Annotated in this window: 16 protein-coding genes; 13 read left to right on the forward strand and 3 right to left on the reverse strand. The window is 34.8% G+C overall.

Annotated elements, in window-relative coordinates:
- The first annotated feature begins 326 nt into the window (after window positions 1–326).
- Together hutH and I130_RS05915 are read left to right on the forward strand one after the other, a co-directional pair.
- Window positions 327–1,817, forward strand: coding sequence for a histidine ammonia-lyase (gene hutH / locus I130_RS05910; protein ID WP_034920423.1), 1,491 nt, complete (start codon window positions 327–329; stop codon window positions 1,815–1,817).
- A 12-nt stretch (window positions 1,818–1,829) separates the two neighbouring features.
- Window positions 1,830–3,827 (forward strand): urocanate hydratase, encoded by a 1,998-nt coding sequence (locus I130_RS05915; RefSeq protein ID WP_034920425.1) that lies wholly within the window; start codon window positions 1,830–1,832, stop codon window positions 3,825–3,827.
- A 297-nt stretch (window positions 3,828–4,124) separates the two neighbouring features.
- Here I130_RS05915 and I130_RS05920 read toward each other — a convergent pair whose 3' ends face one another.
- Complete coding sequence (locus I130_RS05920; protein ID WP_034920426.1) at window positions 4,125–5,003, reverse strand: LysR family transcriptional regulator; 879 nt, start codon at window positions 5,001–5,003, stop codon at window positions 4,125–4,127.
- 148 nt (window positions 5,004–5,151) lie between these two features.
- Here I130_RS05920 and I130_RS05925 point away from each other — a divergent pair, with 148 nt between their 5' ends.
- The 4 genes from I130_RS05925 (at window position 5,152) to I130_RS05940 (ending at window position 11,821) form a co-directional block, all read left to right on the forward strand.
- On the forward strand, window positions 5,152–8,232 hold the full coding sequence (locus tag I130_RS05925) for a SusC/RagA family TonB-linked outer membrane protein (RefSeq protein WP_083932868.1): 3,081 nt from the start codon (window positions 5,152–5,154) through the stop codon (window positions 8,230–8,232).
- Between the two features lie 18 nt (window positions 8,233–8,250).
- Window positions 8,251–9,696, forward strand: coding sequence for a RagB/SusD family nutrient uptake outer membrane protein (locus tag I130_RS05930; protein ID WP_034920431.1), 1,446 nt, complete (start codon window positions 8,251–8,253; stop codon window positions 9,694–9,696).
- A gap of 77 nt (window positions 9,697–9,773) precedes the next feature.
- Window positions 9,774–10,505 carry a PepSY domain-containing protein gene (locus I130_RS05935; RefSeq protein WP_034920432.1) on the forward strand — a complete coding sequence of 244 codons (732 nt, stop codon included), beginning with the start codon at window positions 9,774–9,776 and terminating at the stop codon, window positions 10,503–10,505.
- Between the two features lie 260 nt (window positions 10,506–10,765).
- Window positions 10,766–11,821: a 2Fe-2S iron-sulfur cluster-binding protein gene (locus I130_RS05940; protein ID WP_034920433.1), complete on the forward strand. Its 1,056-nt coding sequence runs from the start codon at window positions 10,766–10,768 to the stop codon at window positions 11,819–11,821.
- Window positions 11,822–11,864: 43 nt separating this feature from the next.
- Here I130_RS05940 and I130_RS05945 read toward each other — a convergent pair whose 3' ends face one another.
- Window positions 11,865–13,073 (reverse strand): site-specific integrase, encoded by a 1,209-nt coding sequence (locus tag I130_RS05945; RefSeq protein WP_034920434.1) that lies wholly within the window; start codon window positions 13,071–13,073, stop codon window positions 11,865–11,867.
- Window positions 13,074–13,630: 557 nt separating this feature from the next.
- Here I130_RS05945 and I130_RS05950 point away from each other — a divergent pair.
- Window positions 13,631–13,999 carry a hypothetical protein gene (locus tag I130_RS05950; RefSeq protein ID WP_034920435.1) on the forward strand — a complete coding sequence of 123 codons (369 nt, stop codon included), beginning with the start codon at window positions 13,631–13,633 and terminating at the stop codon, window positions 13,997–13,999.
- Here the strand turns inward: I130_RS05950 and I130_RS05955 are convergent.
- The gene (locus tag I130_RS05955) at window positions 13,996–14,583 is read right to left on the reverse strand and encodes a riboflavin synthase (protein ID WP_034920436.1); all 588 of its coding nucleotides are present in this window, start codon (window positions 14,581–14,583) and stop codon (window positions 13,996–13,998) included. The genes I130_RS05950 and I130_RS05955 overlap by 4 nt on opposite strands.
- 59 nt (window positions 14,584–14,642) lie before the next feature.
- Between I130_RS05955 and pdxA the strand changes: the two genes are divergently transcribed.
- The 6 genes from pdxA to accC all read left to right on the forward strand — a co-directional run bounded on the left by pdxA (window position 14,643) and on the right by accC (window position 19,635).
- Window positions 14,643–15,689 carry a 4-hydroxythreonine-4-phosphate dehydrogenase PdxA gene (gene pdxA / locus I130_RS05960; RefSeq protein WP_034920437.1) on the forward strand — a complete coding sequence of 349 codons (1,047 nt, stop codon included), beginning with the start codon at window positions 14,643–14,645 and terminating at the stop codon, window positions 15,687–15,689.
- 95 nt (window positions 15,690–15,784) lie between these two features.
- Window positions 15,785–16,327, forward strand: a complete 543-nt coding sequence (locus I130_RS05965) for a YceD family protein (RefSeq protein ID WP_034920438.1) — start codon at window positions 15,785–15,787, stop codon at window positions 16,325–16,327.
- Window positions 16,328–16,336: 9 nt separating this feature from the next.
- On the forward strand, window positions 16,337–16,534 hold the full coding sequence (gene rpmF, locus I130_RS05970) for a 50S ribosomal protein L32 (protein WP_034920441.1): 198 nt from the start codon (window positions 16,337–16,339) through the stop codon (window positions 16,532–16,534).
- A 171-nt stretch (window positions 16,535–16,705) separates the two neighbouring features.
- Window positions 16,706–17,701: a beta-ketoacyl-ACP synthase III gene (locus I130_RS05975; protein WP_034920443.1), complete on the forward strand. Its 996-nt coding sequence runs from the start codon at window positions 16,706–16,708 to the stop codon at window positions 17,699–17,701.
- Window positions 17,702–17,727: 26 nt separating this feature from the next.
- Window positions 17,728–18,228, forward strand: a complete 501-nt coding sequence (gene accB / locus I130_RS05980; RefSeq protein WP_034920445.1) for an acetyl-CoA carboxylase biotin carboxyl carrier protein — start codon at window positions 17,728–17,730, stop codon at window positions 18,226–18,228.
- A 54-nt stretch (window positions 18,229–18,282) separates the two neighbouring features.
- A complete protein-coding gene (gene accC, locus I130_RS05985) occupies window positions 18,283–19,635 on the forward strand; it encodes an acetyl-CoA carboxylase biotin carboxylase subunit (protein ID WP_034920446.1) in 1,353 nt (450 codons plus the stop codon).
- Window positions 19,636–20,147 lie beyond the last annotated feature (512 nt).

Raw genomic sequence — 20,147 nt, forward strand, 5'->3', positions numbered from 1 at the left:
AAAAATATCAGCACCGCTAACTAAGTTTAAATTAAAGGACCGGATATTTTTATTGTGTGGACTTTTAGGATTTTAATTTGCAGCATAGTAAGACCTACTAAAATTTCTAATTCTAGTCTAATTATTGGTATCATTCCTCAAATGAAGTTTAAGATCGATTGATTAATACAAGCATACTAATATAGCAATATTCATTTAAAAAATCAAAAAACAAAAAAGGTCAGTTTTTTAAATTGATACCTTATAGTTATCAATTATTCATAATATTAGTCCTAAAACGTATGGAAAAATTGAATTACTTTGTTCTAAATTAATTTTGATATGATATGTTTAAATATGGAGTTGACATTCTAACTATAAAAAAAGTAAAAGATATAGCCAATGGTGCTTTGAAAGGGAGTTTAACAAATACTGCTATTGATAGAGTAAATTCATGTAGAAGAAAAGTAGAAGTAATGGCCAAGGGCAATAAAGCAGTATATGGTATTAATACTGGATTTGGTCCGTTGTGTGATACACAAATTGCTCCAGAAAAAACTCAAAAGTTACAAGAAAATTTATTGATAAGTCATGCTGTTGGGGTAGGTAAGCCAATTGATAAAGAATTATCAAAAATTATGATGATTTGTAAAGTACATGCATTATGTCAAGGGTATTCTGGAGTGCGGCTTAGCTTGATTGAGCGCATTATATATTTTATAGAAAATGATTTACTCCCAGTAGTACCAGAACAAGGCTCGGTAGGTGCTTCAGGTGATTTGGCACCACTATCGCACTTATTTTTGCCTTTAATAGGAGAAGGTGATTTTTGGATTGAGGATAATATTTGTTCTGCCAAAGAAGTCTTATCATCTCACGGATTGATACCATTACAATTAGAGGCTAAAGAAGGTCTAGGACTAATAAACGGAACACAATTTATTTTAGCGCATGCTATCAAAGCGCTTGATAAAATGGAATACTTATTAGATTTAGCAGATGTGTCAGGGACTATGAGTTTAGAAGGGTTTCAAGGTAGTGCTGCTCCGTTTAATAAAGCATTGCATGAAATTCGTCCTTTTCAAGGGAATTTAAAAGTAGCCAAGAGAATTCGGAAATTGCTTAAAGATTCACAGAATATAGAAAGCCATTTGGAGTGCAACCGGGTACAGGATCCTTATTCAATTCGTTGTATGCCCCAAGTACATGGCGCCTCTAGAAATGCTTATGATCACCTAAAGGAATTGGCAGGAATAGAAATGAATTCTGTTACAGATAACCCGATTGTGTTAAGTGAAACCGAAGCTATATCTGGTGGCAATTTTCACGGACAACCCTTGGCAATGGCCATCGATTATGTCTCATTGGCGGCTTCAGAATTAGGGAATATTTCAGATAGACGATGTTATTTACTATTAGAAGGCAAGTATGGTTTGCCAAGATTGCTTACGGAAAATGAAGGATTAAATTCGGGTTACATGATTCCCCAATATACTACAGCCGCATTAGCATCAGAAAATAAATCATTGTGTTTCCCAGCTTCTGCTGATAGTATTCCAACATCTTTGGGGCAAGAAGATCACGTATCCATGGGGAGTATTTCAGGACGTAAACTAAATCAGATTTTAGAAAATATAGAGAAGATACTAGCAATAGAATTGATGTTTGCTGTACAAGCTATGGAATTTAGAAGGCCCAATACATTTTCAAAAATTATAGAAGAAAATTTTGCAATTGTACGAAGTAGCGTAAATAAGTTAGATGATGATAGAATATTAAAATATGACATTGATAATATGATTGATTTGGTTAAAAATCGATCTTTTATTGTAAGATAAATTACTTAAAATATGACATTTCAAGAAAAAATTCTGCAAGGAATACCAAATAGTCTGCCTATAAAAAAGGCATACGCTAAGAATATAAATAGAGCACCTAGGCGAAAAGATATTTTATCTACTAATGAAAAACAATTAGCAATTAGAAATGCGTTAAGATACTTTCCTAAAGATTGGCATCAAGAATTGGCAGCTGAATTTGCCCAAGAATTGATCAATTATGGTCGTATTTATATGTATCGATTTAAACCTAATTATCAAATTTATGCAAGAGATATTGCTGAATATCCGGGGGAATCTTTACAAGCCAGAGCTATTATATTAATGATTCATAACAATCTTGATCCAGAAGTGGCACAGCACCCTGAAGAATTGATTACATACGGAGGTAATGGTTCGGTTTTTCAAAATTGGGCACAATATCTTTTGACAGTTCAGTATTTAGCTACTATGAACGATGAACAGACATTGCACTTATATTCTGGACATCCAATGGGATTATTTCCCTCATCAAAGAGCGCTCCTAGAGTTGTGGTTACTAATGGTATGGTAATACCCAATCATTCGCAACCAGATGACTGGGAAAAATTTAATGCGCTGGGCGTTTCGCAATACGGACAAATGACTGCAGGCTCATTTATGTATATTGGTCCACAAGGAATTGTTCATGGAACCACGATAACTGTAATGAATGCATTTCGACAAATCTTGCCAAAAGATGAAAAGCCAAATGGAAAAATCTTCTTGACTTCCGGATTAGGAGGAATGAGCGGTGCACAACCAAAAGCAGGAAACATTGCCAATTGTATTACCATTTGCGCTGAAATTAATCCGAAGGCAGCAACCAAAAGACATAAACAAGGTTGGGTAGATGTCCTAATTGATGATATGGATAAACTAGTTGATAAAGCAAAACAAGCGCAAAGGGATAATCAAGTTGTTTCCATTGCCTATATAGGGAATGTGGTTGAGATCTGGGAACGTTTTTATGAAGAAAACATTTATATTCATATTGGTTCAGATCAAACCTCTTTGCATATTCCATGGACAGGAGGATATTATCCTGTAGATGTGTCTTATGAAGAATCTAATCGGATGATTCGTGAAGAACCAGTTTTGTTTAAAGATAAAGTGCAGGCATCTCTAAGAAGACATGCAGCCGCTATAGATAAACATACAGCAAAAGGCACCTATTTCTTCGATTATGGGAATGCGTTTCTATTGGAAGCTTCCAGAGCAGGTGCAGATGTAATGGCAGCGAATAATATCGATTTTAAATACCCGTCCTATGTTCAAGACATCTTAGGCCCAATGTTTTTTGACTATGGTTTTGGGCCGTTCCGTTGGGTTTGTACTTCAGGAAAATCAGAAGATTTAGACACTACAGATAAAATAGCTGCAACAGTATTGCAAGACATTATGGAAAATTCTCCAGAAGAGATTCAATTGCAAATGCAAGATAATATTATATGGATCAAAAATGCCAAAAAAAATAAAATGGTTGTTGGTTCACAAGCACGTATATTATATGCAGACGCAGAAGGTCGTTTAAGAATTGCAGAAGCATTTAATAATGCCATTGCATCTGGAAAAATGGGGCCTGTAGTTATAGGAAGAGATCATCATGATGTAAGTGGAACGGATTCACCTTATCGTGAAACTTCTAATATTTATGATGGAAGTAAATTTACTGCAGATATGGCCATTCATAATGTGATTGGCGATAGCTTTAGAGGCGCAACTTGGGTGTCTATTCACAATGGTGGAGGAGTAGGTTGGGGAGAAGTAATAAATGGAGGATTCGGAATGGTATTAGATGGTACAGGAGAAGCTGAAGCAAATTTAAAGAATATGTTATTTTATGATGTTAATAATGGAATAGCACGTAGAAGTTGGGCCAGAAATAAGGAAGCTACTTTTGCTATTAAACGGGAAATGAAAAGATCCCCAAATTTAAAAGTCACACTTCCAAATCTGGTTGAAGATACTATTTTAAATAAATTATTTTAAAGCATAATTAATTCAAGAAGCTCAGTGAAATATTTCAGGTTTTCATAAATGCAATTCAAATACTTTCTAAATAAAAATGTATTAACAACAATTAATAATTTTTTTTAGTGAAACTCAATGTTGGAAAATAGTGAGGCTATGAATTCAAAAATTATTAGTTGAACTAATTCCGCTTTTTTAGCGAGATTTGGGGTCTAATATCTCGATGCTCTGAGTCGAATTACCTAAAGGATATTCTTCTTTGATAACTAGATGACTCAGTCTGGATTTTTTTATAAGGAAGCTTCCAATTTTATTCTAAAGTAATTTTAGAAAATCATCTAATATAGGATTTGTGTTTTTCTTGTCCCATACAACAGATAAGGTTGTTCTCTGAGGAATATCTATTAATTCAATAAATTTGACATTTTCATAATATGGCAATTGTAATGATTTTGGTATAATAGAAAGTCCAAAATTATTTTCAATAAGCTTAAAAATAGAATTAGCATGTATTGTACTATGAGAAACTTTTGGAGTAAAACCATTATCGTCAAAAATTCGCATTACTTTTTCATAATATGAAGGACTAAATATAGGGTCAAACAATATGAAAAATTCATCTTTAAATTGAGATAAACTTTTGAAATTTGAGCTATCAATTGGATGATCTTTAGGAAGAACTAAGCAGAAAGTTTCTATTAAAACAGATCTAATACTAAGATTTAGGGGTACGCTCTCTAATCTAACAAAGCCTAAATCAATATTTTGTAGAAGTAAATTTTCTACTTGTTTCTGATTATCCATTTCTTTGAGAACAAAATTAATATTTGGAGATCTCTCTTTAAATTTCAATAATAATACTGGAATGATTTTTTGTATTGCAGATCCTACATAACCTATAGTCAAACTGCCTTCCATACCTTTTTGGAGTAATTTGGCATGATTAATTATTTGATTTAAATTTTTTAAATTTTTTGTTATTTCTAATTTCAGATATTCTCCTACACGTGTCAATTTTACTTTTCTATTGTGTCGTTCAAATAATTGGATTCCCAGATCATCTTCCATTTGTTTTATTTGTCTACTCAATCCGGGCTGAGAAATGAATAATCGTTCTGCAGCTTTTCTAAAATGTAAATCTTCAGCAACTGCTAAAAAATATCGAAGATGTCTTAATTCTATTTGATTACTCATAAGTATCAATAATTAACTAAGTTAGTCTTATTTAGTATCAAAAATAATGTTAAGTTTGATTTGTGCCAAGTTTAACATGTTATTATGAATTTCATTTTCATACATTGAAAAGTTAGTACAGAAAATAATTATCTAAAATCGAATATTTATGAAAAATAAATTACGAACAATTTTGACGCTATTCTTAGTGTTAATCGTGCAAGTGGTCATTGCACAAGAAAAAACAATTTCTGGTACTGTAATGGATGAGAATGGGCTCCCAATGCCAGGTGTAAATGTATCCATTAAAGACACCCAGAGTGGAACCCAAACCGATTTCGACGGTAAATATTCATTACTGGCTAACGTGGGAGACATACTCAATTTTACTTTCATTGGAAAGAAAATTGTAAACCGCACTGTGGGAGCCGGCAATGTAATTGATGTAAACATGGAAATGTCTGCAGAATCTCTAACTGAGGTGATGGTCGTTGCCTATGGGTCTTCAGATAAACGAAGTTTTACCGGAGCGGCAGAAACGGTAAAAAGCGAAGCGCTCACCCGGAGCTCATCGGCTAGTTTTGAAACAGCCTTACAGGGTAAAGTTTCGGGTATTAATGTTTCTTCTTCAGGCCAGCCTGGTGGACGGTCTAATGTTCAAATACGGGGTATTGGTTCTATTAGCGGGAATACTCAACCTCTATATGTTTTAGATGGAGTAGTTATAAATACCAATTCAAATTTGAGAGCTGGGGACGATATGGTTGGAACAACTGGATACAACCCTTTATCCACTATTAATTCAGAAGATATAGAAAGTATCACTGTACTTAAAGATGCTGCAGCTTCCTCCTTGTATGGATCACGTGCTGCCAATGGAGTTATAATTATAACCACTAAAGATGGGAAGAATGGGGAAACAGAAATTACCCTTGGAGTTGAGACAGGCTGGAGCCAGAATCTAACAGAAGAGAAACTTATCAATAACCAACAGTTTAAAGATCTTTGGATAGAAGGTCAAATAAACCAATATATCCAAAATAATGAAAATGCTGAATTTAGCAGAGTGTATGGAGACAATACTCTTTATAATGGTTACCAAAATCAGTCTGTAAGCGATTATGAGGGGATTTATGGAAACACCAATGCAAATGCAGATTGGCTGGATGCTATTTACCAAGATGGTTTAAGAACAGAATATAATTTATCTGCAAGAGGGGGAAATGAAAAAACTTCCTTTTACATTTCTGGAAATTATCTGGACCAAACTGGTACAATTATAGAGACAGACCTGAAGCGTTACTCGGGGAGAATCAATCTTGAGAATGAAGCAAAGGACTGGTTAACCATTGGTGTTAATCTTTCAGTTTCAAAAACAGAACGGAACACTGCGAATTTTGATGGTTCCTATGCCGGAGGTCTCAATCCATTATATATGGCTCGAGTTCTTCCTCCTGCTGCTGCTATTTATGATCCAGAAGGGTATGGAGGTTTTGCAAACCTGCCAAACGATATTGAAAAAAATGCCAATCCTATAGGTATTTTAAAAGTAGGGAAATATGAAAATACTGAGTTTCGTGTAAGGGGTGATGCTTATGCTAAATTTCAAATTATTGAACCGCTTAGTTTTAAAACTACTTTTGGTGTAGATCAGCAAGCGATTGATGAAACATTATATGATAACAAAGAATTTGGTGCTGGTGGGGGAATTTGGAACGGTGTTCTCAATCGTGTGAAGAGTGAAGTATTTCAATACACAATTACCAATATTTTAAACTACAATGAGGACTTCGGAAAACATGGTTTCGATGTCTTGTTAGGTCAAGAATCACAGGTTTCAAAAATGAATTCTATAAATGTTTATGGCTATGATGTTTTGGATAGTGAATTACTGTCAGCAAGTAGCATTGGTACACTTTGGAGTCATACAGGATATTCAGAGAATTACTCACTACTTTCTTATTTCTCTAAAGTCTCATATGATTTTGATCAGAAATACTATTTTTCCACAAGTTTTAGAAGGGATGGCTCCTCAAGGTTTGGAAAAGATTCTCGTTGGGGAACCTTTTGGTCTGTTTCTGGGGCATGGGTAGCTACTGGAGAAAATTTCCTAGATATTGACGGATTAGACTATCTAAAATTCAGAGGAAGTTATGGAACAAACGGAAATTTACCACCTCAGTATTATGCTGCCCTAGCATTTTTTGAAACCGATGGACTGGGATATGGTGGAGAATCGGGTTTGTCTTATGGACAACTTCAGAACCCTGATCTTTCTTGGGAATTAAGTAAAAATTTCAATTTTGGTGTAGATTTCAATCTATTTGGTGAAGTGGATCTGGCAGTTAATTATTTTCATAAAAAAACTGAAGATTTGTTATTAAATGTTCCTGTTTCAAATACTACAGGTTTTACGACCCAGTTGCAGAACTACGGGGAGATGGTTAATAAAGGATGGGAGTTTGAAATTGGGTATAGTCCGGTGGCCACGGGAGAATTTTCTTGGAGGACCAGTGCTAACCTTACCATGCTTGATAACGAGATTACCAAGTTAAAGAATGATATTGTTCCTACATATAGTTCAAGATATGGCCAGAATCCTTTAATTATTAAAGAAGGGGAAAGTATATATTCCTTTTATTTAAGGGATTATGCAGGTGTAGATCCTTCAAATGGTTACGCACAATATTATGTTTTAGAAAATGGAGAACGAACTGGTGAACTCACAACAAATGCCCAGGAAGCTGGATTTGGAATTTTTGGAAATGCTTTACAAGACTTTCAAGGAGGTGTTTTTAATGAATTTAACTATAAAAATTTCACATTCGATTTCCAATTTACTTTCGGTTTAGGGGGAAAGGTATATGACCGCACCGCTTTTAAGCGTGATGATGACGGGTTTGCTCCCCAATTTACCAACACAGTTGCTCAACTGAATCCATGGAATCCAAATAATACCTCTGCTACTGTGCCTATCAGGATCAATGGTAACCCAACGTTCTCAAACGACGTTTCTACAAGACATTTGTATAATTCGGATTACTTGAAACTTAGAAATGTTAAATTAAGCTATAATCTTCCGAAATTATGGAATACCCTAAAAGGAGGGTCTGTTTACATACAAGGGGATAACTTATTTCTATTGACCGAACTAGACGGATACGATCCTGAAGCTGTGGTTGATGGAGTAAACTTCTTTCAGGTACCAACGGCCAGAACTATCCTATTAGGATTTCAATTACAACTTTAGAACTTAAAAAGCATTCAAATGAAAATATTAAAAAATAGCATTCTAGTCTTAGGATTAATAGTCCTTCAAGGTTGCAGTAAAGATGTGCTGGACCAATCGCCAGATCATGTTATCTCAGAGAAGCTGGTACTTAATTCGGTAGATAAACTTGATAAATTATTAACGGGAACGTATAATGAAATATCCAGAAATACTTATTTGGGAAGGGTTTTATATAAAAGGGCAGCCGTAAAAGGTACTGATTTTAGATTTGTTAAAACCACATATAATCCCAGAGATTATGAACTCATAGGCTATAAGTACGAAGAAAACAGCAACAGCAGTGGAAGCTGCGAAGATTTGTGGATTCAGTCTTTTAAAACTATAAATAATTTAAATCTTATTATAAACAATATTGACGCTGCTCTAGGTAATGAAGCAAAAAAGCAGGAGATACTGGGAGAAGCTTTAGGTCTCAGGGGGATGGTGTATTTTGACTTGGCTAGAACCTTTGCCTATCCTTGGATAAAAGCCGGTGCTTCCTCGCAAGGATTACCTATAAAGCTTTCTTCAGAAGAGATTGTATTAGAAAGGAGTGATTTGGGAGCAACTTATGACCAGATTATACTTGATATGCAAAGCTCCTTTGATTTGTTAGAAGAGAATAGCTGGGATCAAGGAAGCACCAAGTATCTCACCAAAACTGGGGTCGCGGCTTTGTTAGCCCGAGTGTATTTATATAAACAAGATTGGGAGAACGCCCTTAAGTATGCAAAAGAGGTGATTGCAGTCCGGGGCGCTAACAATCTTATGGGAATTAATTCCTATGCTTTTGATGATTATAACTCTGAATCTATTTTTGAATTGAGTATCACCAGCCAGAACTCTCTTGGAAGTAACGGTTTAGGCGCTCAATTTGATTTGAAAGATGGGGGTCAGGGTGATATAATTGCTACCCAGACATTTGTGGACCTGTTAAGTGTATATGAAGGTGACCCAAGGGCTGCGTTGTTGGAAGAAGATAAAGAAGGTACCCAGCAAGCTTTTGTTAAATATACCAATCGTAGCGAAGGAGGTGGTTTAAGTGCTCACAATATTCCTGTGATAAGACTTTCTGAGATGTATTTAATAGCTGCGGAAGCTACTGCACAGGGTGCAGGGGGAGATACAGAAGCACAGAATTTTCTTAATATCCTCATAGAAAAAAGAACAACAGATTTTGCTTCTAATCAGGTTACGGAAACTGGTGAAGCATTAAAAAATAGAATTGCAGAAGAAAGAAGAAGAGAGCTTGCATTGGAAGGGCATGGAGTATATGACTATATACGAAGAGGTAAAGATATTAATCGTCCAGCTAATGAGCATGTGAACACCGGAATAGATGTCTCTAATTTGGACATTCTGGCCACAGATAATAGGACTATTTGTCCAATTCCTGCCAGTGAAGTGGAAGCAACTGGAATGGAACAAACACAAGGTTACTAGGAAGAGAGGTTATTAAAAAACAAATAAGGGGACCCGGTTGTTAACTATGCCAACCGTCCCCTTCTTATTTAAAAATTATGGTAAATAGACACACGGCAAATAAAATTAGGAAAACTCATAGATATTTAGGCCTATTTCTTGGTATTCAATTCATAATGTGGACTGTAAGCGGGCTCTATTTTAGCTGGACAGATATAGATGAAATTCATGGGGACCAATTTCTTAATCAAACGATGACACGTACATCATTCAGTAATTTGATTAGCCCAGCCGAATTACAATCAAACGAAGATATCATTTCATTAGAATTATTAAATATTGCAGATAAGCCCTACTATTGGCTTAATGAAAGCAAACTCTTTGATGCTAAAACAGGTGATTCAAAAAATGGAATTACTCAAGAGGAAGCACTTTATATCGCAAAAAAAAGAATAAAGGATGATTTAAAAGTATCATCAATTGACATATTAACAGAGACTGGAGGGCATCATGAATTTCGCCAAAGAAAGGATGTAGGGAAATTGCCAGCATATGTTGTTTCTTATTCCAATGATGAAGCATTAAAAGCATATATATCGGTTAATAATGGCCAATTTCAGACTATTAGACATCGTGACTGGCGTATTTTTGATTTTTTATGGATGACCCATACAATGGATTATGAAGGCAGAGATGATTTTAACAATATAATTTTGCGTGCGTTTTCTATTCTTGGGTTAATAACAGTATTAAGCGGATTTACGCTATGGTTTACTACCTCCCCTACTATTAGAAAGGTTTTTAAAAAGAAGAAAAAGAAAAAAGCATAGATCCCAAAGCTTCTTATTGAAGGGTTTATAGTAGAAACCCTATTTAAATTTTATTATCAAGATGTTAGCCAAACAAAAGCCCTATTCCCTAATCTAAATAATTCATAGAATTTTTCAGACACAATCGGCAATCTATCCTAAAAATTTTGAGTTTCATTTAATTATTTGATTTATCAAATATCGTTTCAAAGCTGAGGATAAATAAGATTAGGGTTAAGGTTTTTTAGTAGCGTCTGTATATCTCCGAAGAAAAATAACATATGTCCAGATTTCACCCACTCCATATAAAGGCAATTAATAAAAACACGAATAATGCCGTTATCATTGATTTTAATATTCCTCAAGACTTAAAGGATTTTTTTAGATTTAAAGCCGGACAATATATAACGCTTAAAACAGAAATTAACAGCAAAGAAATCCTTAGAGATTATTCCATATGCGCTTCCCCTAAGAGTGGAGAATTAAAAGTTGCTGTTAAAATGATTAAAGGAGGTGGTTTTTCGGTTTTTGCCAATAACATTTTAAAAGCTAATACTGTTTTAGAAGTAGCTCCGCCAAAAGGTCGTTTTGTATTTGAACCGATTAGATCTATTAAAAGAACAATTGTAGCTTTTGCTGCTGGAAGTGGTATTACGCCTATTATAAGTATTTTAAAAACCGTTTTAGAAGAGGAACCTCTTAGCACATTTGTCCTTGTTTATGGTAATAAAACCCCTAGAGATACCATTTTTTATTCCGAATTACTTGTACTTAAAAGCAAATATCCTATCCGATTTAAATTAGAGTTTGTTTTTAGTCAATCCGATGAAGAAAATACTTTATTTGGTCGTATTGATAAAAATACAGTTGAATATATCGTGAAGGATAAATATAAAAATATTGAACTTGATCTCTTTTATCTTTGTGGTCCAGAAACAATGACAGCAGCCGCTTCCGAAGCATTACAAAAACATGGTATTGAAAAAGACAATATTCATTTTGAATTGTTTACCACATCTGCTACTCCTATTGAAGCTTTAAAACCATTAGCTATTGGAAATGCAGAAATCACACTTTTATTAGATGGGAAAGATTATTCTTTTAACATGCCTCAAAAGAAAAACATACTGGACTCTGCATTAGAAGAAGATATTGATGTTCCTTATTCTTGCCAATCTGGCGTGTGTAGTAGTTGTATTGCTAAACTTACCGAAGGGGAGGTCAATATGCTCCAAAATAATATTTTGTCTGACAGTGATATAGATAATGGCCTAATTTTAACCTGCCAAGCACAACCTCTTACTTCGAAAGTTGTTTTAAGTTATGACAATGTGTAATTATCTAATACAGGATTCATTTTTACGATTATAATTCTAACTATTATAATAACAACTCACTAGCTTCATCCAAAACAGAATTATCCAGTTCTTTTAGATAAGCTTGGGTAATAGCCAGATTTTGATGTCCCATAGACTCACTAATCACATCGGTGGCCACTCCTTTTTGCTTTAAGGAGTTCGCAAAACTATGCCTGGCAACATAACTAGTAAGAGGTTTATTGATATTGCATATTTGGGCAATTTCTTTTAATTCTTTATTGTACCGTTGTAAAGTTTTGTGCTTTCTATTTGCAACCTGGGCATAAGTAAGATCATCACTTAAAAGTAGTGGAAATACATATTTCGTGTTTAAAGATCTCTCTTTATAATAGTTGAGAATATCACGAACAGGTGGGAGGATTTTAATTGTAAAATTTCCTTTGGTTTTTGAACGTGTATAATAGATACGATCTTCAGTTACATTTTTCCATTCAAGCCAAAGCATGTCGGTGAAGTTCATACCTCTTGTATAAAAACTGAATGTGAAGTAATGTTTACAGTTTGTTAAATGCGGATACTTATTTAAATCCAGTTTAATAATTTCCAATACTTCAGGAAAGCTCAGTGCCTTCTTTAATCCTTTTCCTTTTAGTTTAGAAATTTTATAATCCTTAAAGGGGTATGACTCTTCTATGGCTAAATTTCGTTGTATTGCAAAATTATAAATAGCTCTTATCGCTCTCATTTTTATCGCAATACCACCATCGGTACCACCTCGGGCCCGGCAGAAAACTTCAAATTTATTTAGAAAGCTAGGAGTAACATCCTTGAAGAGTAGGTGATGACTTCGATGATAAAGTTTTACAACATGCAGTACATCTTTATAAACACGTGCATTTCCAGTTCTGCCAGCAATATTCATTTCATCCACTATCTCATTCCAAAAATTAAAAATATTATTTTGAACGGGATTTTTCTCCTCACGATAACAATTTTCAAAATCGTCTAGGCTGAAATGCTTGTTTTCAATTTCCAAAGCAGTGTAAACTTTAAAGGCTTGAGATTTGAGCTTTAGTAATAACCGATTGCTTTGAATATAATTTTCAGCATTCTTTCTAAAGTCGCCTGAACTTTCATTCCATTCATATGGCATAGACCTAAATATCGTAGAGAAATATTTAGTTTTTCTGTTTTTGGTTACGCGTAAGCAAATTGGGAACGAACCGTCAGATAATTTTTTCTTTCTTAGAACAGTTTTAATTGTCGCCATAAGCAAAAATTGGGTACAACATAGGTACAACAAATCACTGTTCTAAGGTAAAACAAATATTAGCTAATGAAAATTAAATTTAGTTAAAGTGTTGATTATCAATATATAAGAAAGCAAAAGAAGCTAAAAGAAACTTCGTTTTTCTCATCTCATAATCAGGTGGTCCCTGGTTCGAGTCCAGGTGGGACCACATAATAAATAGAAGCCTTTCACTTAGTGAGAGGCTTTTTTTATTGATTTTATCTGAGTATGCTACTCAAAATAATTTTTTGATATGTAATTAAGATATGTATCTTTATTACACTTATATACTGGGCTGAATTAATTAAGAACTCTTAAATTTTTATAATATTTATAATTGGCAGATAAAATAGCCAGTTAATAAATATTGTTAGAGATAATACTAACATGCGTTTTTAAATTTTAGGATAAATACATTTTGATTCTATTACAGGATTAATTTTAAATATTTGAAACCCAATTGGAGATTATTACGTTAATATTGCTGAACAAGTTTTTAAGTGATTTATATATAAAGTAAATTGCACATAATTAAAATGAGAAAAGCCCTGATCTACATAGCCTTAGAAATAAGAGCGGTTTTTTTATTCGCAATAAAATCTTTTGGCGTTATTGGGTGTAGTGCATTTAATGTTCCCAAAAGTCTTATACGCATTACTATGATTTCTTTAATTCTTTTATTCTCTTTCAATTTTGAGGTTTTAGCACAGAGAAAAGATCATGGAAATGGAAATAACTGCCCTCCAGGGCAACGTTATTGTAGAGGTGATTGTAGAGAAGCTAGAGATTGCAGGCAAGGAGTGCCACCACCACCAGGATTACCAATAGATTCCAAACTACCATACTTGTTAATAGCTGGATTAGGACTTGGCATCTATTATTTAAGATCCAGAAAAGAGGCTTAACCTATTTGAGTTAAGCGTTTTACATACTTCCCAATAACATCAAATTCCAGATTTACAGTATCGCCTTCTTTTAGATTTTTAAATGTAGTATGCTCATAGGTATAAGGTATAATGGCAACACTAAACTGATTAATCTCAGAATTAACAACAGTTAGGCTAACTCCATTTATGGTAATAGATCCCTTTTCTATAGTGATGTTTCCTAAAGTCGTATCATAATTAAAAGTATAGACCCAACTCCCATTTTCTTCTTTTACGCCAATACATTCAGCAGTTTGGTCTACATGTCCTTGCACTAGATGCCCATCTAATCTTGCTCCCAACTTCATTCCGCGTTCTAAATTAACAGAATCACCAGCACTCAAACTTCCTAAATTAGATTTATCTAATGTTTCTTGAATGGCTGTTACCAAGTAAGAATTATCATTAATAGCAACTACAGTTAAACAAACTCCATTATGAGCTACACTCTGATCTATCTTTAATTCTGAAGTCATAGAGGCAGCTACGTAAATATTGAGATTGCCTTTATCTTTCTTAATTTCTAGTATTTCTCCTACTTCTTCAACGATTCCGGTAAACATGGTTGTAGATTATTGTTACATTTGTGGTGTAAAAATATAAATAAAAAAGGGGAATAATTATGAAGTCCGTTCAAAAGATAAAACTAGGAATTAGTATTGGAGATCTAAATGGTGTTGGTGGAGAAATAGTTCTAAAAACCTTTGAAGATTCTAGAATGTTGGATTTTTGCACCCCTATTATTTTTGCTTCAGTTAAAACCTTAAATTTCTACAAGAAACATTTTAAACTCTCTCTAAATTTTCAAGGAGTAGAATCTGCCGCGGATGCCATTGAAGGAAAGATAAATGTTGTGAATATTTGGAAAGAGAACGTAGAAATAAATTTTGGAAAAGAAGATCCTGTAAGTGGAAAATATGCCTTCAAATCTTTGGAAGCAGCAACAAATGCTTTAGTTTCAAATGAGATTGATGTACTGGTAACAGCTCCAATTAATAAAAATACTATTCAGTCTGAAGATTTTAAATTTCCTGGTCATACAGATTATTTAGCGAAACAATTAAAAGGAGATAGCTTAATGTTCATGATCTCTGGTAATTTAAAAGTGGGATTACTAACAGATCATGTTCCATTAAAGGACATTGCAAGTGTAATCACTCCAGAGCTCATTGAAAAGAAAATAGCAACAATAACCAAAACCCTTATTCAAGATTTTAGAATTTCCAAACCAAAAATTGCTGTGTTAGGAATTAATCCTCACAGTGGAGATAATGGATTAATAGGGAACGAAGATGAAGAGATATTAAAACCAACGCTTCAAAAAATTAGAGATAAAGGGAATTTAGTTTATGGGCCTTATGCAGCAGATAGTTTTTTTGGGTCTAAGAATCATGCGAATTTTGATGCAGTGATCGCATCTTACCATGATCAAGGATTAATTCCATTTAAAACCTTGTCTTTTGGAGAAGGAGTAAATTATACTGCTGGCTTAAGAAAAATTAGGACCTCACCAGATCATGGGACGGCTTTTGAGATTGCAGGTAAGGATTGTGCTAATATAAATTCATTTAAAGAAGCCGTCTTTAAGGCTTTAGAAATTTATAAAACGAGAGAAGAATATAAAAATATCACTCGAAACCCCCTGAAAAAACTAGGAAAAAAGATATAAACAAAATATTGTTTATAACGAATAGTTAATTCATTATATTTTATATCTTTGCACCTGCCTTAGCTCGAGGGCGGGCGCGTGAAAACGATGATGTTATGAGGAAATTAGCGGCATATACAATCCCATTTGTTGGGCTTAAGATTGGCAGCCACGAGTTTGAATACGAGATTGGCAAAGAGTTCTTTGAAGATTTTGAATACGAAGATTTCAATAGTGCTGCTTTACATGCAGATGTAGTGCTAGAAAAAAAGTCCACGATGATGGAGCTTTTTTTTGAAATCTCGGGGACTGTAAACGTTAATTGCGATCTTACAAATGAACCTTTTGATATGCCTATTGATGGCAGCTTGAGATTGGTTGTGAATTTTGGAGATGAATTTAACGATGAAAATGAGGAGTTATTAATATTACCTCATGGAGAATACGAAATAAACATCGCACAATATGTGTATGAGATTATCGTATTAGCAGTTCCACATAAAAGAATTCATCCGGGTATAGAAGATGGCACATTAAAATCTGATGTACTCGATAAATTAGAAGAATTAAGTCCGAAAGGAACTTATGAAGATAATGACAATGAGGAAAATATAGATCCTCGCTGGAATAAATTAAAAAACTTATTAAACGATAAATAATACGTAGCAATGGCACATCCTAAGAGAAAAATCTCCAAAACGAGAAGAGATAAGAGAAGAACACATTATAAAGCTACTGTTCCACAAATTGCAAAAGATCCTACTACAGGAGAGGCACATGTGTATCACAGAGCTCATTGGCATGAAGGTAAATTATATTACCGTGGTCAGATTTTAATAGATAATACAGAAGAGGTACAAGCCTAATTATAGAGCTTTGCTAGAATACAAACTCTCACATTGTGGGAGTTTTTTGTTTTAAGTTGAATAAGTCCTAAAAAGGCCTTATTTTGCAACCCGATTCAAAGAATTTTTAGTACTTTTCTTTCTCTAAGTAATAGTTCTTTTCTATTGCAAAGGGTTTAAAATTAGACTTTTATGAATAAAATCACAGCAGCAATTACCGCTGTAGGTGCCTATGTCCCTGAAGATATTTTGTCCAATAAAGAATTGGAGAAAATGGTGGACACCAATGATGAGTGGATTTTTTCACGCACAGGAATTAGAGAGCGCCGCATCCTTAAAGATCCTACTTTAGGAACATCTTATATGGCTATAAAGGCCGCCCAAGATCTTATAACCAAATCGAAAATTAATCCGGAAGAAATAGATCTAGTTGTACTAGCTACTGTTTCTCCAGATATGCCAGTTGCAGCCACAGCTGTTCATGTTGCTACAGAAATTGGAGCTACAAATGCGTTTGCATATGATCTTCAAGCTGCATGTTCTGGTTTTCTTTATGGAATGTCTACAGCTAGTGCTTACATAGAATCTGGAAGATATAAAAAGATCTTACTTATAGGAGCAGATAAAATGTCTTCTATAATAGATTATACAGACAGGACAACTTGCATTATCTTTGGTGATGGAGCGGGAGCCGTTTTATTTGAACCTAATACTGAAGGATTAGGTTTTCAGGATGAAATTTTACGCAGTGATGGAATTGGAAGACATTCTTTAAAAATCGAAGCAGGTGGATCTTTAATGCCACCTTCAGAAGAAACCGTTTCCAGTAAAAGACACTTTGTTCAGCAAGATGGAAAAACAGTGTTTAAATATGCCGTTTCCAACATGGCCGATGTGAGTGAGCAGATCATGAAAAAGAATAATCTTACTAATGATGATGTTAGTTGGTTAATTGCGCACCAGGCAAACAAACGTATTGTTGGTGCAACTGCAAGTAGGATGAAGCTTGAAGAAGAGAAAGTATTGATGAATATTGAGCGATACGGAAATACCACCTCTGCAACCTTGCCATTATTATTGAGCGATTTCGAGAAACAATTTAAAAAAGGAGATAATTTAATATTTGCCACATTTGGAGGCGGATTCACTTGGGGATCTATCTATCTAAAATGGGCCTATAATTCTTAACAAATCAACACCCTAATATTCTTATTATGGATATAAAAGAAATTCAAAATTTAATCAAGTTTGTAGCAAAGTCTGGTGCTAGTGAGGTAAAACTTGAAATGGATGATATTAAAATCACCATCAAAACAGGATCTGAAGATAAGGAACCAACTTATGTTCAACAAATGCCAATGCAAGGTCAAATGCAACAACCAATTCTTCAACAGCAAGCGCCTGCTGAAGGCCAAGCCGCTCCACATGCGGCTGCTTCTGATTCTAAAGAATCTGCACCCGATGAATCCGATAAATACATAACGGTAAAATCTCCAATCATTGGAACATTATACCGTAAACCATCTCCAGACAAACCAGTTTTTGTTGAAGTTGGAGATAGTATTAAAGAGGGAGATGTTCTATGTGTGATCGAAGCGATGAAACTTTTCAATGAAATTGAAAGTGAAGTTTCAGGAAAAATAGTAAAAATATTAGTAGACGATTCTTCCCCAGTAGAATTCGATCAACCATTATTCTTGGTAGATCCGTCATAAATTCACCTTCTCACTAGATTTAATTTTACTGTTTCAGTAAAAAATATATAAGGTATGTTTAAAAAAATATTAATTGCCAACAGGGGGGAGATCGCATTGCGAATTATCCGTACCTGCAGGGAAATGGGTATAAAAACCGTAGCGGTATATTCTACTGCAGATGCTGAAAGTCTTCACGTAAGATTTGCAGACGAAGCAGTTTGTATAGGTCCGCCACCGAGTAACCTTTCTTATTTAAAAATATCAAACATCATTGCAGCTGCAGAAATCACCAATGCAGATGCCATACATCCAGGATATGGATTTTTAGCAGAAAACTCAAAATTCTCTAAGATCTGTCAAGAACATAACATCAAATTTATTGGTGCTAGTCCAGAGATGATCGATCAAATGGGAGATAAAGCTTCTGCCAGAGCAACTATGATGGCTGCAGGAGTTCCTTGTATCCCAGGATCTGAAGGATTGCTTAAAGATTATGCAGATTGTTTAAAGACTGCTAAAGGAATGGGCTTTCCGGTAATGTTAAAAGCTACCGCCGGTGGTGGTGGAAAAGGAATGCGTGCCGTAATGAAAGAAGAGAATCTGCAAACAGCATGGGACTCTGCTCGACAAGAATCGGCTGCTGCCTTTGGAAATGACGGAATGTATATGGAAAAACTCATCTTAGAGCCTCGCCATATCGAAATCCAAATTGTTGGAGATAGCACAGGAAAAGCATGTCACCTTTCAGAAAGAGATTGCTCTATCCAGAGAAGACACCAAAAACTTACAGAAGAAACTCCGTCTCCTTTCATGACAGATAAGTTGAGAAAGCAAATGGGAGATGCAGCGGTTAAAGCGGCAGAATTCATTAGATATGAAGGAGCTGGAACTGTTGAATTCTTGGTAGACAAGCATAGGAATTTCTACTTTATGGAAATGAATACTCGTATCCAGGTAGAACATCCAATAACAGAACAGGTAATAGATTACGATCTTATTCGGGAGCAGATTTTAGTTGCGGCCGGAATACCGCTTTCAGGAAAGAATTATTTCCCAAAACTGCACTCTATAGAATGTAGAATTAATGCAGAAGATCCTTATCACGACTTTAGACCTTCTCCAGGGAAGATCACAAATTTACACGCTCCAGGTGGTCATGGTGTGAGAATAGATACGCACGTTTATAGCGGATATTCTATTCCTCCAAATTACGATTCCATGATCGCGAAATTGATCACCACTGCCCAGACTAGAGAAGAGGCAATCAGTAAAATGAAACGTGCCTTGGATGAATTCGTTATAGAAGGTGTAAAAACTACTATTCCCTTCCACAGGCAGTTAATGGACCATCCAGATTATGTAGATGGTAATTACACTACCAAATTTATGGAAGACTTCAAAATGGATGCCATTAAAGAAGAATAACTTATAAGCCTCGAATTTTCGAGGCTTTTTTTATGGGGTTTCCGCTCCAAAAAGAGCGGCCGGGCTATTCGCTTTTAGTCCCAACACATAAAAATGTATTGGGAGCTACCCGCTACTATCCCTAACCCTTTTTTTATGATAGTAGAATGCCACATGGAGGTAGAAATGTGAACTAATTACAGCACATCGAAAATGTCATCCTGAACGCAGTGAAGGATCTCAATGGAGCAATATTCCTACTATTAAAAAAGATCCCTCCTGCCGTCGGGATGACAAAGAAAAGCCAATTGTCCCTTCGAGCGGAGTCGAGAAGTCTTTTCGCCTACTAAAATTTTCTCACAGATCTCACAGGTTCCCTAATATTTATCTGCGTTTATCAGCGTAATCTGCGGGATTATTTTTTATCATTTCACCGCCCTCTACAAAATTGTGAAACCGGATCTCAACTCCGAAGATTTTCTTCAGTTTTACAATAAATTACTTGAAGGATAGCGAAGAAACTCAATAAAACA

Origin of the sequence: Gillisia sp. CAL575, assembly GCF_000403785.1 — a bacterium.
GTDB lineage: Bacteria > Bacteroidota > Bacteroidia > Flavobacteriales > Flavobacteriaceae > Gillisia.